Source organism: Tunturiibacter lichenicola, from assembly GCF_051013355.1.
Lineage (GTDB): Bacteria > Acidobacteriota > Terriglobia > Terriglobales > Acidobacteriaceae > Edaphobacter > Edaphobacter lichenicola_F.
The window spans coordinates 2,384,737-2,398,942 of sequence record NZ_CP132944.1 but is presented as its reverse complement, the minus strand read 5'-3'; the positions used below and the strand labels follow the sequence as shown (position 1 = coordinate 2,398,942).

General features: G+C 56.4%; 19 protein-coding genes. 4 read left to right on the top strand and 15 right to left on the bottom strand.

The window, feature by feature from the left end; translation table 11 throughout:
• Nucleotides 1-262: 262 nt before the first annotated feature.
• From RBB82_RS10335 to RBB82_RS10290, 10 genes are all read right to left on the bottom strand, one after another.
• Nucleotides 263-1,249, bottom strand: a complete 987-nt coding sequence (locus RBB82_RS10335; RefSeq protein ID WP_433975046.1) for a hypothetical protein — start codon at nucleotides 1,247-1,249, stop codon at nucleotides 263-265.
• The gene (locus tag RBB82_RS10330) at nucleotides 1,246-1,758 is read right to left on the bottom strand and encodes a hypothetical protein (RefSeq protein WP_433975045.1); all 513 of its coding nucleotides are present in this window, start codon (nucleotides 1,756-1,758) and stop codon (nucleotides 1,246-1,248) included. The genes RBB82_RS10335 and RBB82_RS10330 overlap by 4 nt, the downstream gene beginning before the upstream one ends.
• A 36-nt stretch (nucleotides 1,759-1,794) precedes the next feature.
• A complete protein-coding gene (locus tag RBB82_RS10325) occupies nucleotides 1,795-2,253 on the bottom strand; it encodes a hypothetical protein (protein WP_433975044.1) in 459 nt (152 codons plus the stop codon).
• Nucleotides 2,231-2,854 (bottom strand): hypothetical protein, encoded by a 624-nt coding sequence (locus RBB82_RS10320; protein WP_433975043.1) that lies wholly within the window; start codon nucleotides 2,852-2,854, stop codon nucleotides 2,231-2,233. The genes RBB82_RS10325 and RBB82_RS10320 overlap by 23 nt, the downstream gene beginning before the upstream one ends.
• Nucleotides 2,855-3,005: 151 nt before the next feature.
• The gene (locus RBB82_RS10315; protein WP_433975042.1) at nucleotides 3,006-3,977 is read right to left on the bottom strand and encodes a hypothetical protein; all 972 of its coding nucleotides are present in this window, start codon (nucleotides 3,975-3,977) and stop codon (nucleotides 3,006-3,008) included.
• 100 nt (nucleotides 3,978-4,077) lie between these two features.
• Nucleotides 4,078-4,530 (bottom strand): hypothetical protein, encoded by a 453-nt coding sequence (locus RBB82_RS10310; protein WP_433975041.1) that lies wholly within the window; start codon nucleotides 4,528-4,530, stop codon nucleotides 4,078-4,080.
• Nucleotides 4,531-4,556: 26 nt separating this feature from the next.
• A complete protein-coding gene (locus tag RBB82_RS10305) occupies nucleotides 4,557-4,955 on the bottom strand; it encodes a hypothetical protein (protein WP_433975040.1) in 399 nt (132 codons plus the stop codon).
• Between the two features lie 119 nt (nucleotides 4,956-5,074).
• Nucleotides 5,075-5,701 (bottom strand): hypothetical protein, encoded by a 627-nt coding sequence (locus RBB82_RS10300; protein WP_433975039.1) that lies wholly within the window; start codon nucleotides 5,699-5,701, stop codon nucleotides 5,075-5,077.
• 157 nt (nucleotides 5,702-5,858) lie between these two features.
• Complete coding sequence (locus RBB82_RS10295; protein WP_433975038.1) at nucleotides 5,859-6,188, bottom strand: hypothetical protein; 330 nt, start codon at nucleotides 6,186-6,188, stop codon at nucleotides 5,859-5,861.
• A gap of 561 nt (nucleotides 6,189-6,749) precedes the next feature.
• Nucleotides 6,750-7,244, bottom strand: coding sequence for a sigma factor-like helix-turn-helix DNA-binding protein (locus tag RBB82_RS10290; protein WP_433975037.1), 495 nt, complete (start codon nucleotides 7,242-7,244; stop codon nucleotides 6,750-6,752).
• 676 nt (nucleotides 7,245-7,920) lie between these two features.
• Here RBB82_RS10290 and RBB82_RS10285 point away from each other — a divergent pair.
• The 3 genes from RBB82_RS10285 to RBB82_RS10275 all read left to right on the top strand — a co-directional run bounded on the left by RBB82_RS10285 (nucleotide 7,921) and on the right by RBB82_RS10275 (nucleotide 9,632).
• Nucleotides 7,921-8,640, top strand: a complete 720-nt coding sequence (locus RBB82_RS10285; RefSeq protein WP_433975036.1) for a hypothetical protein — start codon at nucleotides 7,921-7,923, stop codon at nucleotides 8,638-8,640.
• Nucleotides 8,641-8,863: 223 nt separating this feature from the next.
• Nucleotides 8,864-9,298: an SgcJ/EcaC family oxidoreductase gene (locus RBB82_RS10280; protein ID WP_433975035.1), complete on the top strand. Its 435-nt coding sequence runs from the start codon at nucleotides 8,864-8,866 to the stop codon at nucleotides 9,296-9,298.
• A gap of 28 nt (nucleotides 9,299-9,326) precedes the next feature.
• Nucleotides 9,327-9,632 carry a hypothetical protein gene (locus RBB82_RS10275; protein WP_433975034.1) on the top strand — a complete coding sequence of 102 codons (306 nt, stop codon included), beginning with the start codon at nucleotides 9,327-9,329 and terminating at the stop codon, nucleotides 9,630-9,632.
• Between the two features lie 2 nt (nucleotides 9,633-9,634).
• Here the strand turns inward: RBB82_RS10275 and RBB82_RS10270 are convergent, their stop codons facing one another.
• The 4 genes from RBB82_RS10270 to RBB82_RS10255 all read right to left on the bottom strand — a co-directional run bounded on the left by RBB82_RS10270 (nucleotide 9,635) and on the right by RBB82_RS10255 (nucleotide 12,723).
• Nucleotides 9,635-10,057, bottom strand: a complete 423-nt coding sequence (locus RBB82_RS10270; RefSeq protein ID WP_433975033.1) for a YidH family protein — start codon at nucleotides 10,055-10,057, stop codon at nucleotides 9,635-9,637.
• 280 nt (nucleotides 10,058-10,337) lie between these two features.
• On the bottom strand, nucleotides 10,338-10,601 hold the full coding sequence (locus RBB82_RS10265; RefSeq protein ID WP_433975032.1) for a hypothetical protein: 264 nt from the start codon (nucleotides 10,599-10,601) through the stop codon (nucleotides 10,338-10,340).
• A 611-nt stretch (nucleotides 10,602-11,212) separates the two neighbouring features.
• Nucleotides 11,213-11,845, bottom strand: a complete 633-nt coding sequence (locus tag RBB82_RS10260) for a response regulator (RefSeq protein WP_433975031.1) — start codon at nucleotides 11,843-11,845, stop codon at nucleotides 11,213-11,215.
• Nucleotides 11,846-11,937: 92 nt separating this feature from the next.
• Nucleotides 11,938-12,723, bottom strand: a complete 786-nt coding sequence (locus RBB82_RS10255; RefSeq protein WP_433975030.1) for a Crp/Fnr family transcriptional regulator — start codon at nucleotides 12,721-12,723, stop codon at nucleotides 11,938-11,940.
• A 259-nt stretch (nucleotides 12,724-12,982) separates the two neighbouring features.
• Between RBB82_RS10255 and RBB82_RS10250 the strand changes: the two genes are divergently transcribed.
• Nucleotides 12,983-13,123, top strand: coding sequence for a hypothetical protein (locus RBB82_RS10250; RefSeq protein WP_433975029.1), 141 nt, complete (start codon nucleotides 12,983-12,985; stop codon nucleotides 13,121-13,123).
• Nucleotides 13,124-13,220: 97 nt separating this feature from the next.
• Here RBB82_RS10250 and RBB82_RS10245 read toward each other — a convergent pair whose 3' ends face one another.
• A complete protein-coding gene (locus RBB82_RS10245) occupies nucleotides 13,221-14,174 on the bottom strand; it encodes a DUF2950 domain-containing protein (RefSeq protein WP_433975028.1) in 954 nt (317 codons plus the stop codon).
• Between the last annotated feature and the right edge of the window lie 32 nt (nucleotides 14,175-14,206).

Sequence of the window (14,206 nt, the reverse complement as noted above, 5' to 3'; positions counted from 1 at the left end):
ATACCCACTCGTTCACAACGCACGGATCCCAACCCCCTGCAAACTTCAGGGCAAAGCTGCCACACTCGACCGCACATACAGCGGCATCGTCGCGATCGTGCAGCTGACTCCCGCCCATTAACCATCTGTGTGTCAGCCACCGCTGCCGAATCGCCTTCGTCGCAGCAGTGGAAATTCTTCTTCCGTGCCATACGAATCAAAGTTCGTTAGCTTTAGGTGCTCGTATAAATCTCAATTCACCACTGCGACAGCCACCCAAACCTCAAACTGCCCGCATAGCCCCCGGCAGATAACTGCGAAAACACAAAACAGTCTCGCCGTCATTCGCATCCTTCACGGGCAGCGCCCGAAACGCGCCCGCCAGCTTCACGCGCTCCATCGGCCCTGCCAGTTCCTCCACCATCTCCGCCGAACCTTGCATCGCCTGCAACCTTGGGTAGTGATAGATCACCCGATCACCCTGCTCCCCATCCATCACAAACAACCCCGACCACTCTTGAAAGAACCCTCCGCCCTCGCGGTCCACAAAACCCACCAGCGGACTCACCTGCATTCCACTCGGCGGAGCGCCTGCCAGCAGCGCAGCACCCAACTGCAATCTGCCATTCGCGATCTCCACGATGCGTCCCACATTCAACGTCACCCGGCGAATGTAGTTGATATCATTTGCCACTGAAGCAGGCGAACTGACATAAGCTGCACTCACACCACTCCCTACAAACCCCGTCTGCGCGACATAGTCCTCATCGACTGCCACAAGCTCGCCAACCTGAAACTGGGCCGCCGCCGTCGTCCCCACATTCAACGAAGTCGCAGTAGACCCCGCCAGCAGTTGAGTCGCCGTCCCCGCCACCCCGCCACTTCCATTCGCTGCCGCACCATTCGCAGTCTGCAACAAGTTCATCTGCTGCGACCCCGCTGCCAACGCCAGTTGCAGCTTCCCCCAACTTGCAAACTCAAGTTGCACCGTCGCTTCCAACTGCGTTACGACCTGGCTCTGCACTACCGCTGGCGCCCCAGTCGTGAGCGCTCCAATCTTCGTCGCACTCTTCCGGACAAAATTCGAGCACCATCCCAGATCGACCCAGGGCGCAGGTGGAGCACTCAGAGCGAACGCCCCCATCTGCGCCGCGTCAAATAACGTAGGCACTCCCGCATCCCGATTCACCGGTGCGAAATAAGCTCTCACTCGCCGCGCCACCGGAGCCACCGCCGCCACCAGACTAACTGCCGTCACCGTCGTACTCACAGCTCACCCGCTTCCTGGTAGCTGAAGACCTCGACCGTCGCCACCCGCTCCACTCGCTCTCCATTCGCCACCGCAGCTCCAAACGTCGCATCATTCCAGAAGACATTCGTCGCCATCGCCACTGGTGCCAACCCCGACCCACCCGCTGCGCCGACATAGTTCATCTTCATCGCATGATGCGGCACCGCACCCAATGCCGCCACCAGCTCCGCATCCATTCCCGACAACAGCCGCCCCCGATCCATCCCTCCATTGCCGGAGTCTCCGTCGGTCGCATACCGTATCTCACACACCATCGTCACCAGCGGTAACGCGCCCTGCGTGTCCACGCTAAGCCCTGCCCACTGCAGACAAAACACATTCACCGGCATAGCCGCAGAAGCCAGCTCGTTCTCCTCCACCAGCACGCCAGGCCGCGTTACTCCACGCAACACCATTGTTCGAGCCGGACTTATCGCCGCCAGCCTGTCGCGCAGCATGACATAAAACGTATCCCTAGCATTCTGCATTTATATGTAACCTTTCTGGTGTTATTTACGTCGCAACTAAACCATCAATGCCAGTGGAGCGCGCAGCACCAGCCGATACACGTAGGTAGCGCCTCCCACCTCCGACTCCGTAGCCGATTCAATCTCCATCAGCACTTCGTCGATCAGCACGCCAGACGCCGTGGCAAACAACACATTTGCAGCCGAATAACCCATCGACCCCACCAGTGCATTCACCGCCGTCGCCGAAACCATCAGCTCACTCTTCGCCGCCTTCCCATCAGCCATGGTTGCTCGCGCCTTCCGAAACACCACAGGCTCCAAAACCACATCCTGAAACGAAGGAACCGCCAGCCCCAGTTGTTCTGTCGTGTCTCCCGCGCTGGCCGGTACTGGCATACGCAGTAACACTGACCTTCCGCCCCCGCATCGCAGCAGAACATCCGCCGCCCGCTGCGCTATGATCGACGCATCCCGCAACTCTCCCATCGCCTCACCCCAGCCTCTCCGCCACATAAGGCTTCAGCAACAGTTGCACCTGCGGATCAATCAGAGACCCGCTGAAGTACTGCATCTGCATCGTGTCCATCTTGCTCGACTTCACATTCATCGCCGGCGTCGCCTGCGCATTCTTCACAATCTGCACGCACGCAACCTTCACCGCATCGGGAATCGTCTCCAGCCCCGACGTATACGTCACCTCGACCTCGTTGTAATCCAATCCGAGAAAGTTCGTCGGAAATGTCAGCTCTGCTGTCGTCTCGTTTACATCCACCGTTGTCACATCCAGCGAGCTCCAGCTTCCCGAAACACTAAAAGCCCGCGCGATCTCCTCGCGAAACGGATCGGGCAGCTCTCCTCGTCTCTTCTTCCCGAACCGAACTCGTATCCCAACCAGTGCAGAAGCCGCCCCCACTGCCGCAGCCAGCGGACGATAGCTCAGCCGAACCGTCTGCGCTCCAGCCGTCAGCCGCATCCGCTCCACATACTGCGTACCCAACAAGCTCGGCCGCCGGCAATAAGCCTCTATCAGTGCAGAGGCCATCGTCACCCAATCATCCGTCGTCTCCGCCGTCAGGCCGTACTGCACATACTCCGTCGGCAACAAATAACCCATCGCAAGCTCCTCTCAAAAAGCAACAGGGACCGGCACAAAATACCGGTCCCTGTAACCAGCTCACAGCTCTAGATCTACAACCGCATCTAAGCACGCCAGGATTTCAGCCTTGGCCCCTCGATTCGGCGCATCCGTTGGTCTGGCCTCACACCTAGCGGTCGACTAGGACCTGATAGTGCGCATAGCTCGCACCCTTCACAACTACGCCGCCGAACTTCACGACAACGTACTGCGAAGCCAGCGAACCAGGGACTCCAAGTTGGAAGATTCGCGGATTCGGATCGCTCAGCCAGTGATATTCGATCAGGTCTTCGGTAACGATGTAAGCCGGAAGCACAGCCGAACCCGAACCGGGGGTACCCGCAAAGCTCAACGTCCACTCAGGAATCAGAGGAATATCTCCAGCCTGCGTCGAAAGCGTCTTCACAGTAAGGCCCGCCGCAATCTCCTTCGAGTTCAACACTACGTTGAACTCGGCCTTCATCTCGCGATCGATCAGATCCAGCAGTACGGGATTCGCATAGATCGCAGTGGGACGAACTCCGAACGAGCTGTTCGAAACCATCTGTGCAATCGTCGACTTGAGACCGTCAACAATGCTCGCATTCGTGCCGATCGAAACAGTATTTCCACCTGCGGCAATCTGCGCGCCGGCTCCAAAATACTGTGGAGTCGTAGGCGAGCTCAAACTGGTGTCAGTGCCATTCCACAGCGCAACGTCATGCGTGCGCAAAACGCCATCGACAGTATCGGCAAGGTCTTTCGCTTGCAGATATGCAAACTGACTCTGCTGCTGACCCAACTCCATATCGAACAGGTTGTAGTTGATCTGCGCAACCAGGGCCTTCAACGGAACGCTGTTCTCCACGCGTGTTGGGCTCACAAGAGGAGCAATAATGTTGCGCGGGTCTACAAAGCCCGTACCCGCGGCAGGCGACGGAATTGCAGTCTCTTCGAAGTAGCGTGAAGGATGGCCCGTAGCTGGTACCTGCTTAATCCTCTGTCCAAAAATCCCCCGGCGTCGAACAATGTCTAGAATCTCTGTCTGGTACGTCGGAACTTCAATCGCGCCAGGCCCAATGAAGTCCGCTGCGCCATGAATATAGGTAAATTTCGCGTTCATCTTTCTCCCTTTCAAACAAAAAGGTGCAGCCGAAGCTGCACCTGCTAACACCAATGACGATTCAGCCCGAACCCTGCCTCACACTCGGACTGCGCGAACGTTAACCCAGCAAGCCAGCCTGCATCAACTGAGACTTCACAGCGATCCTCTGTTCAATGCTCAAGCTCACAAGAGCAGCATCCACCGCTCCCGCCTCCATCGCATCGACCGTTACACCCTGCTTCGCCAACAGGTTAACCATGGACGCAGGAAGAGTCTTCCGCCCATGTGTAACCTCCGCAGGTACAGAATGCGCCGCGGCAGCCTTTAGCTCTGCGATCTGAGCTTCAGCCGCAGCCAGCTTCTCTTCAAGCTCAGCCTCACGCTGTCTCTCAACCATAGCTACAATCCGGCCAATCGAAGCCTCCGCATCCAGCGCGAAATCGCTCTGTCGTTGTGCCAGCCGTTCTACTGCCTGCTCGAGCAAACCGGCTGCCGCAGCCAACCGTTCCACTGTGCTTCCCAGTTCGTCTTTCATCTCCATCTCCATCGCTTCCTCGCCTTTCTCTTGCATCAATCAGTCCACCCACTGAACCTCGTCTAGGCTGCGCTTGTTGCGGTGCCTGCAGAGCTCTGGCCATTCTGCACATTCAGAATCGCGACCACAGCAGAAATCACATTAGAGATATAGGTACTATCTGCCGTGATCCCAGCCTTCCCCAACAACGCAGCAACGGACTGCTCCGTCAGCAGCATCACCTCTGAAAGCTTCTGCGCGCCGGTCCCATCCTGCACACCGGAAGCTGCATATTTCTGCTCCACCAACAGCACCGCCGTCTGTATCAGTGAAGTAGCATCGGCTACCTCGTTTGCGACCGGAGCAGCCGCAGGAAACAGTAATCCCGCCAGCCTCTCTACTGGAACGGCATACTCTACCGCCCACTTCAGCCCCTTTGCAAAACCTTTACCGATCGTCTCCATCACGCTCACGAAACTCATTCCATCTCCTCATACTCTCGTTGCCTGTTCTTCGCTACAACACACCAACACCACTGCAGCATCCACACAGCAGTAAACAACCCGTCTTCGCTTCAGCCTCTTCCACGTAGCGGCACCAACTACCGAGCCACGGCCACCCGTCGCCCGGCATTCCCCGGTCGCTTCAGATTGAAGCTGGTGCTCCGATAAGCCGCCTTCTCTCGCAGCAAAATCGCCGCGCCGGTAAACGTCGCCCGAGTCAGAGTCCAGACCTGAGCCCGCATATCCGCCACATGCGCATCCGCCAGCTCATAGCTCATCCCCATCGCGCCATCTACCTGGATCTTCGCCTCCATCTCCGGAAAGTCCCGCGCAAAGAGATAACCCGCCACCGTCAGCTTTTGCCCGTCGATCTCAGCCGAAGTAATAATGCCGCACTTCTGCCTTGCATCATGACCATCCCACCCCGCCTTGTAATCGACAGCCATACCCAACAGACTCGGCAGCGCAGTCTCCGCGGCTGATCGAGTCAGCACCACACGATGCCCACGCGATCCACTTGGAGCCTTGTCGCTGGCCACATCCACCAGCGTCAACACACCTTCAAACGGCAACCGGTTCGGATGTCCATGCACCACCGGAAATTCCACCGCCATCGCCCGCATCTGCAAGCCGGCCGCACCTCGCAAACCATCCCTGCCGCTCGTCCGTTCCGGTAATCCACCAAGCCCGAAACTTCGCCGATGAAGCCCTTCCGAGTGTCCCATTGCACCTCCTCTATTTTCTAAAGCCCAACACGCACACCTACCCTCGCTCCGCCGACAGAGCGGTCGCCTTGTTTTTCAACCACTCTGTCCAACGAAGCCCGCCACATTGTCCCGAAAGCACCAGGACAACACCCAACCGCCCAGGAATTTCTCTTACCTACTTCTCCGGTTGTCTCGACAGACTTTCAAGCAGCTTCCCCACAGCGCTCTTGCCGCGCCGCTTCTTCCGTGCGGGCATCTCTCCCTTGTCCAGCCCACCCAGATTGGTCAGCATCTTCGCATGCGCAATGCTGCCCTTCTTGGCCTCCTCTACAAACCGATCCACGATCTCCGGCAGCGCCTCCGCCACCTTCGCTCGTGTAAACGTCCTACAGGAATTGGGCCGCGGTCCACCAGCAGCCGAGATCTTACTCTCCGCCGTCTGGGCACCGCTAACCCCGTCCAACCCCTCACGCACAAACCGACCTGCCACCCGCTTCCGTTCCACCTGGTCTCCTCCCAAAAACAAACGGGAGAGCAGCCATCAGGCGCTCTCCCGTCTCAATCTTTACTACCTTTTCAGAATACCAACTGGCACATAACTAATGCGCCAGCTTTGCAAAAGAATTATCTGTAATCGAAACAGTTACTTATATCGAAATCAACAGATTCGCCCTCTTGACAACTTTTTGTTGCAGCCTTGAAACGCCTCAATCTCGACCATTCTCTCAAAAGCAAACGGGAGAGCAGCCGCCAGGCGCTCTCCCGTCTCAACCTTTACTACCATTCCAGAATACCAACTGGCGCATAACTAATACGCCAACTTTGCAAAGAAAATATCTGTAATCGAAACAGTTACTTACATCGAAACATACACAATCGCCCTCTTGACAACTTTCCGGGGCTGCGTCGAAGCATCTCAATCTCGACCGTAATCACAAAAAAAAGCAAAACGGGAGAGCGGCTACGAGGCGCTCTCCCGTTCAATTTTGATGCCTTACCAGATAGCAGCTGGCGCATTGCTCCTACGCCAACCTCAAGACAGAAATAACAGCAAATGAAACAAGGGTTAGAGTACGGTTCCCGCTTCCTGGCTTGCTTTGGAAGGCTCCAACAGGTTTCGTTCCAGGAAGATCTCCGTCAGCTCATCCAGCGCATCCGCATACCGCCGGTGCACTGTCCTCAGGCTCAACCCCAGCAAGCCAGCCGTCTCAGTCTGCGTAAACTCCTGCAGGGCGATCCGTCTCACCAGATGTTGTTGTCCTTCGTCGAGTTTTTTCAGGCAGCTCTCTACGTCGTGCACGAAGATCACCACATCTTCGAAGCTCTGCACGCGATAGTTCGTCACCTTTCCGCGAAACATCTCCCGGCCCAGCAGCGAAGGCGCTCGTCCCGCCTCCATCGACAGCTTCACATACCGGCGCAGCATTCCTTCCGTATACTTCCGGTAGAACGCCAACTCCGGTGCCGTCTTCTTCTGCTCAACCACCTCAGGCAGCGTCTTCAAACGCGAAGGCGCAGCCGTAGCCCAGACAACAGGAAGAATTACCAAAGCTGCACTCATCGCGCACCTCCAGCTACTCCCACCGCCGCTGTACATCCCAAGACCCGTGCCAATGGCCGTCTCCGGCCCCCAGCATGTTTGCCTCGCGGTGCAGGAAACTCCGCCAGTCGGCCAGCGCAGCCCCGGCAGTACACACCGTCTGCTCCCTTGCGGAGCCAAAGCGCTCCACACCCTTCACATACCTTCAGTTCCATGCGCAAGTAGTTCACTTTGTTCCCTTTCAAGGCGTGATTCTCCCCGGCAAGCCTCGATTTTCTTCTATGGTCGAGTGGGCTTGCCCGAGCTGTTATGGAACGCCGCCCGCCTGTTCGCAGAGCTCTATGGCTCCGTCAATCACGCGCCGGCATTCATCTGTCGTTGTTCAGTGCGCTTGTAGTACCTTGGGAAAAATTGAATCCACCCTACATCCCATCCACTCGGGCCCCAGATTGCAGTTGCTCTCTTGCTCTTGCAAACAACGTTGCGGCTCCTTTGCAGCTCTGTTTCCCATAATGGAAAGTCTCAAGGTTATAGCTTTCGACAAAACTACTGTCAACCTGAATCTTTCCTCAGGCAAATAGGCCTCGTAAATCCCCCATTAGCAGTACGATGGGCAAATAACTTATTGCATCAAGCTAATACTTCGCTATATATTCGCCTTGTCAAATGATATGGACCACAATGGAAATCCTTTAGTATGAACTTTCAAGACCTCCACGAACTCCTCCGGCTCGAACTCGTCCGGCGAATCGAACGAGGCACCCTTACCGGTAGCCGCATCGCTCAGCAGGCCGGATTTCAGCAGGCCCATATCTCTAACTTCCTCAATGGCAGGCGCTCCCTCTCGCTCGAAGGCCTCGACCGCGTCCTCGCCTCCCAAAATCTGTCCGTCGACCAGATTCTGCCCCTCGATCTCGCCGCCGCTGCAGCTAGCCCCTCACCCATCCAGACCAGCGATCCCATCGAGATCATCCCCGTCGTCTCCCCCTCGGCCGCCATGGATGACGCCCGCATCTCTCCCTCCTCCATCATAGAGACCATTCAGGTCTCCGCCTCCCGCCTCCACGACAACCGCGCCCGCCCCTCCACCCGTCACGCCCACTGGCAGCGCTTCCTGGCCATCCGCGCCGACACCCAGCAATCCGCCGCCATGGACCCGCTTCTATCCCCCGGAGCCATCGCCGTACTCGACCGTCACTACAACTCACTCGCTCCCTATCGCGCCCACCAGCCCACCCTCTACGCCGTCCGTTGTGGCGTCGCTCTCCTTCTGCGCTTCGTCGACTTCGACGAGGGCCGTCTCATCCTCCGCCCCTACTCACGCGACTTCCCGGTCCAGCTCCTTCCTCTCGCCACCCACGAAACCCCTGGCGATTACATCGTCGGCCGAGTCTGCCTCGTCTTCTCCGAACTCTAACGGTCTTCTCTGATCAATCGTCAACTTCTTTCACGTCAACGTCGCCATCTTTCAAGCCACCCTTTTTGAGCCGTCATCCTGAGCGAAGCGAAGGACCCCCGTATTTGCCGTTGCAGTTGTATTTGCAGTCCACCAGCCATAAGCGCCCCGAATCCATCCAGGGTGTACCCTTGATTCCGCAGCATCCGCACATCCTACGTCTCTACCGTCGCCAAGGAGTCCAATGTCTAACGCCGGCCTCATCCTCGAGCAAATCATCCACGATCAGGAGACCGCCTGGAACGCGGGAGACGGCCTCGCCTGGGCCTCCGTCTTCACCGACGACGCAGACTACGTCAACGTCCTCGGTGACGTCTTTCAGGGCCGCGATGAAATCGCCCGCCAGCACGTCTTCATTCTCGGCGGCCCCTACAAAGGCAGCCACATCAGGATCGCGATTCGCAAGATCACCGAACCGGCTCCCAACATCGCCGTCATCGAAACCGATTATGACCTCTCACGCTTCAACACCCTCGCTCCCGGTATCGCACCCACCACTCCCGGAGTTCTCAAATCACGTATGAAGTACGTCGCCCTCAAAGCGGGTGATCAATGGAAGTTCATCGCCGCGCAAAACACCGCCATCCAGCCAACATGGCCCAGGCCCTCACGCACCTGACACCCCGAATGCTACGCTGTCCTTAGCGATGAATCTCCGCATAGCAGCCATCCGTTCCGGCACCGACCCCGTCCGCAAGCTCACCACCGGATCCTTCCAGCGTTGGCTCGAAGCGCCTCTCACCTGTCCCAAATGCGATGCCACCTACAACCTCGCCGTCGACTGGGATCAATCCTCCGACCGCTGGTTTCCCGAGACCTCTCGTCCTCTCATCACCCTCCTCAAGAAGGCGATCTTCATGGGTCACACCACCAACCACCGCGTCACCCACTTCGAGACCGAAGGCGTCATCGTCGAAAGCGTCACGCCACCAATCCCCGAGCCGAAGCAGTAGTCCTACCCACGAAACACTACCCAAAGCCCCGCAACAGCCAGCAGCGAAAGCAGCAGGCAGATCGTAATGCTCAGTGGCCACGCAGCCGGCACCGGTATCTCACCTGCGAGCAGCTTCCGAAGCATCGACACATGCGAGATCGCTACCAGCACCGAAGCAACCACACCAATCGACACCAGAAGCACGCCGAAGTGAATCGCGCCCTCGTGCAGCCGAACGCTCTCAGGCGTCTCGGCATGTTCGCGAGCAGCGCGAAAGAAGCCGATCATCCCAAGTCCAAAGCTCGACATTCCAAGTGTCGTTCGAATCCAAGCCAGCGTCGTCCGATCGATCGCCAATCCGACCCGCAACGCTGCCATCTCTGTGCGATCTTCCGCTAACGCACCTGACAGTCTCTTCGCATCCACCTTCGAATCTGCACTCATCGCATCGCCCTCGTTCTTTGCCTTGAAGCGTACTCAAGCTTCAACGCAATTTCCAGACGAAACGGTCAAGCGAACATCGTCATAGTCAATTGGAACAATCAATCGAAATAAAATCGAAGCCGAGCGCAAACACCCAAGCCGCAGGATAGTCATACTTCGCGGCCCCCGCGCCCGCCGCCTCCGAACTCGAAAACTACCGCGCCCAGAACTACCGCGCCCGGGTCTGCATAGATCGCGCGCAGACAAGGGCATCCCGTAAGGGATCCGAGCAGCCCACCATCTAGGCTACTGCCAGCTCGAGCTCTATTCCGGTCACGGGTTCAGACACGCTTGCAACAGGTCGCTTCCAGTCGCCGAGCGAACGGCTCAACAAGGATGCCGCGCAACCCTCCCCGCAAAGAATGACAATGTCCCGACTCATCGCAAGATCGGTATCCCATGGCATAAACGTAATGCCACGCGACGTAACCTTGGCCAGCACCCAGTGGTTGCTTGTTTTCTTCTGTACTCCGCAAAGGCATGTAAAAAGTGTGATCGCTGCCATATGTTGCCTCCCTTCAAGATCGCAGTGTGTGCTACATCTTGCACAGTTGCACGTTGGGTGCCGTTGCCGCGAAAACCCCCGTCATTCTTTGTTTTCAACATGTACAGACGTATCGTTGCTACTATCTTGGATGCCGTTTGTTTCCGCGAATCGGCGCAATAGTGGTAAATCTTTTCCACTTTACGCGGTCAATAAAAGCGGGTCCTGTCCCCAAACAGACGTTCTTTGATTCCGCCCGAAGAAAAACGCTCAAGGCCCGCAATTAGCGCACATAGTCTGCTGTCAAAAGGCCGCCCACGCCAATTCCGCCGCAAAGCCAGCCGATCTATCGCATAAGTCCGCCAGACAGTCACTCCACCTAGTTGACCAGCTGCCTGCAGCAAACCGGGCACTCTACCTTGTGCTTCTCCCAAAGCGCCCTTGCAGTGATCAACCCCATATGGGCGTCGTTCACACGTTTGACCGATCGTTGTTGGTGACCATTCAACTTGACTAACGCATCTTCAACCAGGTCGATCAGCATCATTTCGATTCGGCACTTACTGGTCTCGTGCATATCGTCCTTTCCTGCTCGATAGCGACAAAAACAAGGTCTTCATGCAAGTTCCAGCTTATTGCACCACAGTTGAAACCTTGAGATTGAAAGGAAAATGAGTGATTGGCGTGTCGATCACGGAGTATCTGATATGGCCGCCGCAGTAGATGCACTTCGTCTTTTGAACCAGAAGAGGATTCGCCTCCACAAAGCCGTTTGGGAAGGAGCGAAAACAGTCAGGACACGCCAGCAGTATCGAAAAGCTATCAGCACCCTCGTAAGGAATCTTCGCCGTCCAGAAAGGAGGCGTCGCGTCTGCAGAGCGAGGACTCTCCATCCGCTCCCGCGTCATTACATCCGTCAGGAGGTCGAGCAGAACCGCTGGGCTGTTCTTGCCCTTCGGATAAAACGCATCGGCACACAGGCCAGCGGGAATGCTGCTCTCCGCAAAAGCGCCGCTCATCGCAACCACCTGCACAAACGGAAACCTCCGCCGGACAATCGACAGCAGTTCAAAGCCTGACATCACAGGCATATCGAGATCAGACACAATGAGATCGGGGATATGTTCGCGTAAAGATTGAAGAGCTTCCACACCATTTCCGGCAGTCTGAACAATGTAGCCGATCGACTGAAGCAGGGCGGAGTACAACTTCAGTATCGAAATATTATCGTCAACCAGAAGCACAGAGAGCTTGTCGTCTAGCATGGCCATCTCCTTTTGAAAACATGCCCGGTCTTCACCATCCAAGCATTTCACCTGAAATTTTGACTAGCTGTCCGGTTAAGAACAACGATCGATTATTTCCTCGTCTTCTTAGGCTTGGGAGATATCTCGTGTGCTTTCTGCGGTTTCACAGCCGATCTTTCGCGAATCGCCGGGTCGGCATCGTGGAGAAGAACGTTCAGCAGAGAGCGGTTGACCTTGATATCTCCGTTGTACTCGATGTATCCCGCCTTGCGAAACCGATTCATGAACAGATTTACGCGACTGCGCGTGCAACCGATGATCGACGCAAGAGCCTCTTGGCTGATCTTCGGAACATTTGTCTCCGGCTCGTTGAGCTTACCGAAGTTCGCCATATTCAGCAGCGTCCGTGCGAGCCGCTTCTCCGTGGAGTTAAACAACTGATCGATCAGGTCATCCTGAATGCGACTCGTCCGCTCTAGGAGATACGCAACAAAAAACTCCGACATAATCTGTTCATCGTGAAGGACGCGAATCATCTCATTGCGGCCAATGCGAAGCATCACAGACTCGGTCAGGGCTGTCGCTGAAGCAATGTGGAGTTGGTGTCCCGCAGGCAGGCACTCCTGACCCACAAAATCTCCCGCATTCAGGATCGCCAGCGTGACCTGCTTGCCAATCTCCGAGATGACAGTAAGTCTCGCCTTGCCCTGTTGAATGTAGAAGATGCTGGACCCAATATCGCCCTGCGAAAAGATCTTTGCACCCTTGCGAAAACGCACGATCTTCTTCCCCAGGCCCGCTTGGGCAAGAAAGGCGGCGGCGTTGAATGGAGTCGGACTTTCAGGCACCAGGCAGCACTCCGAACGGTCAACCTCTGCAGATTCGTCACTGCTCATCTCTGCCGTCCATGCAAAAGGGCAAAACAGAGTCGCAACATTCAGCGATGACAGCTAATGTCGGCTGCCAGACATAAGAATGCCACATCCGCCTGGAACTGTGAATCTCATTCAGAACCGAATTCCAACTTTCCTCTACCCCAGAGAAGCGGAAGCATCGCGCTGGCGTCAGACCGATGCGCCATGGCACGAATTTGCTGCCCTTTCCGCTTTATAGGGTGAAGGCAGTTGTGAACTTGGCCTGCGAAGGAGGACGATCATGTTAAACGACTTCGTTGCAGCAGTCTCTACAGTCTCCATCCTTGCAGCTCTCTATCTGCTCTGCATGGACATCCATCAACTAAACCGCCTCCGGCCGCGATCGCCGGGTCATAACTCCAAAACCATCGCTGGTCGCTGAGAGCGCATGCCAACCCAGGCATATCCAGGTGGAGAAGGATGCGGCACTTGAAGACAAATAGCGTCAATCGCTAACGGCGATTTGCTTCAACGACCGACTACTGCAATGCAGTCCACGTTTTGTCGGGATTGAACGAGGCCGTTTTCTTTGCCGCATCCACGGTATCCGTTCCAAGATCCTTCTCGAAGACCACATCATCCTGATTGATCATGAACGTCTTGATTCCCGAGTCGCCATACTTTGCCGGATAAGCAAGGTAGGCGAATCCACCAGTCATCTTTCCATTCACCACAAACGCCTTCGCGCCGCCCTTCGCATCCGCGCCTTGCGAGTCCAGCCGGCGATAAAAATAACCGTAGTAGGGCTGCGCTTTATCCGGTTTGATCGTGATCCCCTCGTCCGATGCAAACGCAACCAGCGGTCCAAGCGGGCTACGTGGAGCACCCTCCGGCGACTCCCAATACAAGCCATTCTGCTGGCCCGCATCGCTGATGAACTTCTGCGCGTACTGCTTCACCCCACCATGCTTCTGCGAGAAGTACTGCGCCTGCGACTGCGCCAACGCTCCACAAACATAGATAGCCGCAATCTCATCCCTGCCTATACGCCGCGCCAGAATCTCCTTCTTCCCAGCCTGCACATCGAAGTACCACGCACCCGCAGCATTCTTCATCAGCGGTATAGGAAAGGCTTGATTATCTGCACCCACCAGCAGCACTGCGCTGCCATCTTGCATCTTTCGCCATCGGTTCATCACCTGGTACGCCTGCGCAAAGCCATCGACAGCCGCTTTATCTTCAGCGGCATCGCCAGTGGAGATAATCTCCTCGGAACCCGGCCCAAAGATCGCAAGAATCGTATCCCTGCTATGCGCCTTAGCGGCATCCCCCAGGGCCTTACTGGCCTCATCTGGCGAAGCAAACGTCTTCGGCCCAGCCTCGACCGGCGCTTGTTTGTTGCATGCAGTAAGAGAGAGCACTAAACCGAGACCAAGCGTCAGCGACAAGCAGGACCACATAATACCGGTGTGTTTGCGGACTAAAAAAAACATGCTTGATCCTCCAGTGAATGTGATTCCTGTAT

Coding starts and splice junctions, on each gene's coding strand:
- RBB82_RS10330 (WP_433975045.1), bottom strand. CDS start 1,758: ATGCAGAATGCTAGGGATACGTTTTATGTCATGCTGCGCGACAGGCTG.
- RBB82_RS10325 (WP_433975044.1), bottom strand. CDS start 2,253: ATGTGGCGGAGAGGCTGGGGTGAGGCGATGGGAGAGTTGCGGGATGCG.
- RBB82_RS10320 (WP_433975043.1), bottom strand. CDS start 2,854: ATGGGTTATTTGTTGCCGACGGAGTATGTGCAGTACGGCCTGACGGCG.
- RBB82_RS10315 (WP_433975042.1), bottom strand. CDS start 3,977: ATGAACGCGAAATTTACCTATATTCATGGCGCAGCGGACTTCATTGGG.
- RBB82_RS10310 (WP_433975041.1), bottom strand. CDS start 4,530: ATGCAAGAGAAAGGCGAGGAAGCGATGGAGATGGAGATGAAAGACGAA.
- RBB82_RS10305 (WP_433975040.1), bottom strand. CDS start 4,955: ATGAGTTTCGTGAGCGTGATGGAGACGATCGGTAAAGGTTTTGCAAAG.
- RBB82_RS10300 (WP_433975039.1), bottom strand. CDS start 5,701: ATGGGACACTCGGAAGGGCTTCATCGGCGAAGTTTCGGGCTTGGTGGA.
- RBB82_RS10290 (WP_433975037.1), bottom strand. CDS start 7,244: ATGAGTGCAGCTTTGGTAATTCTTCCTGTTGTCTGGGCTACGGCTGCG.
- RBB82_RS10285 (WP_433975036.1), top strand. CDS start 7,921: ATGAACTTTCAAGACCTCCACGAACTCCTCCGGCTCGAACTCGTCCGG.
- RBB82_RS10280 (WP_433975035.1), top strand. CDS start 8,864: ATGTCTAACGCCGGCCTCATCCTCGAGCAAATCATCCACGATCAGGAG.
- RBB82_RS10275 (WP_433975034.1), top strand. CDS start 9,327: ATGAATCTCCGCATAGCAGCCATCCGTTCCGGCACCGACCCCGTCCGC.
- RBB82_RS10270 (WP_433975033.1), bottom strand. CDS start 10,057: ATGAGTGCAGATTCGAAGGTGGATGCGAAGAGACTGTCAGGTGCGTTA.
- RBB82_RS10265 (WP_433975032.1), bottom strand. CDS start 10,601: ATGGCAGCGATCACACTTTTTACATGCCTTTGCGGAGTACAGAAGAAA.
- RBB82_RS10260 (WP_433975031.1), bottom strand. CDS start 11,845: ATGCTAGACGACAAGCTCTCTGTGCTTCTGGTTGACGATAATATTTCG.
- RBB82_RS10255 (WP_433975030.1), bottom strand. CDS start 12,723: ATGAGCAGTGACGAATCTGCAGAGGTTGACCGTTCGGAGTGCTGCCTG.
- RBB82_RS10250 (WP_433975029.1), top strand. CDS start 12,983: ATGTTAAACGACTTCGTTGCAGCAGTCTCTACAGTCTCCATCCTTGCA.
- RBB82_RS10245 (WP_433975028.1), bottom strand. CDS start 14,174: ATGTTTTTTTTAGTCCGCAAACACACCGGTATTATGTGGTCCTGCTTG.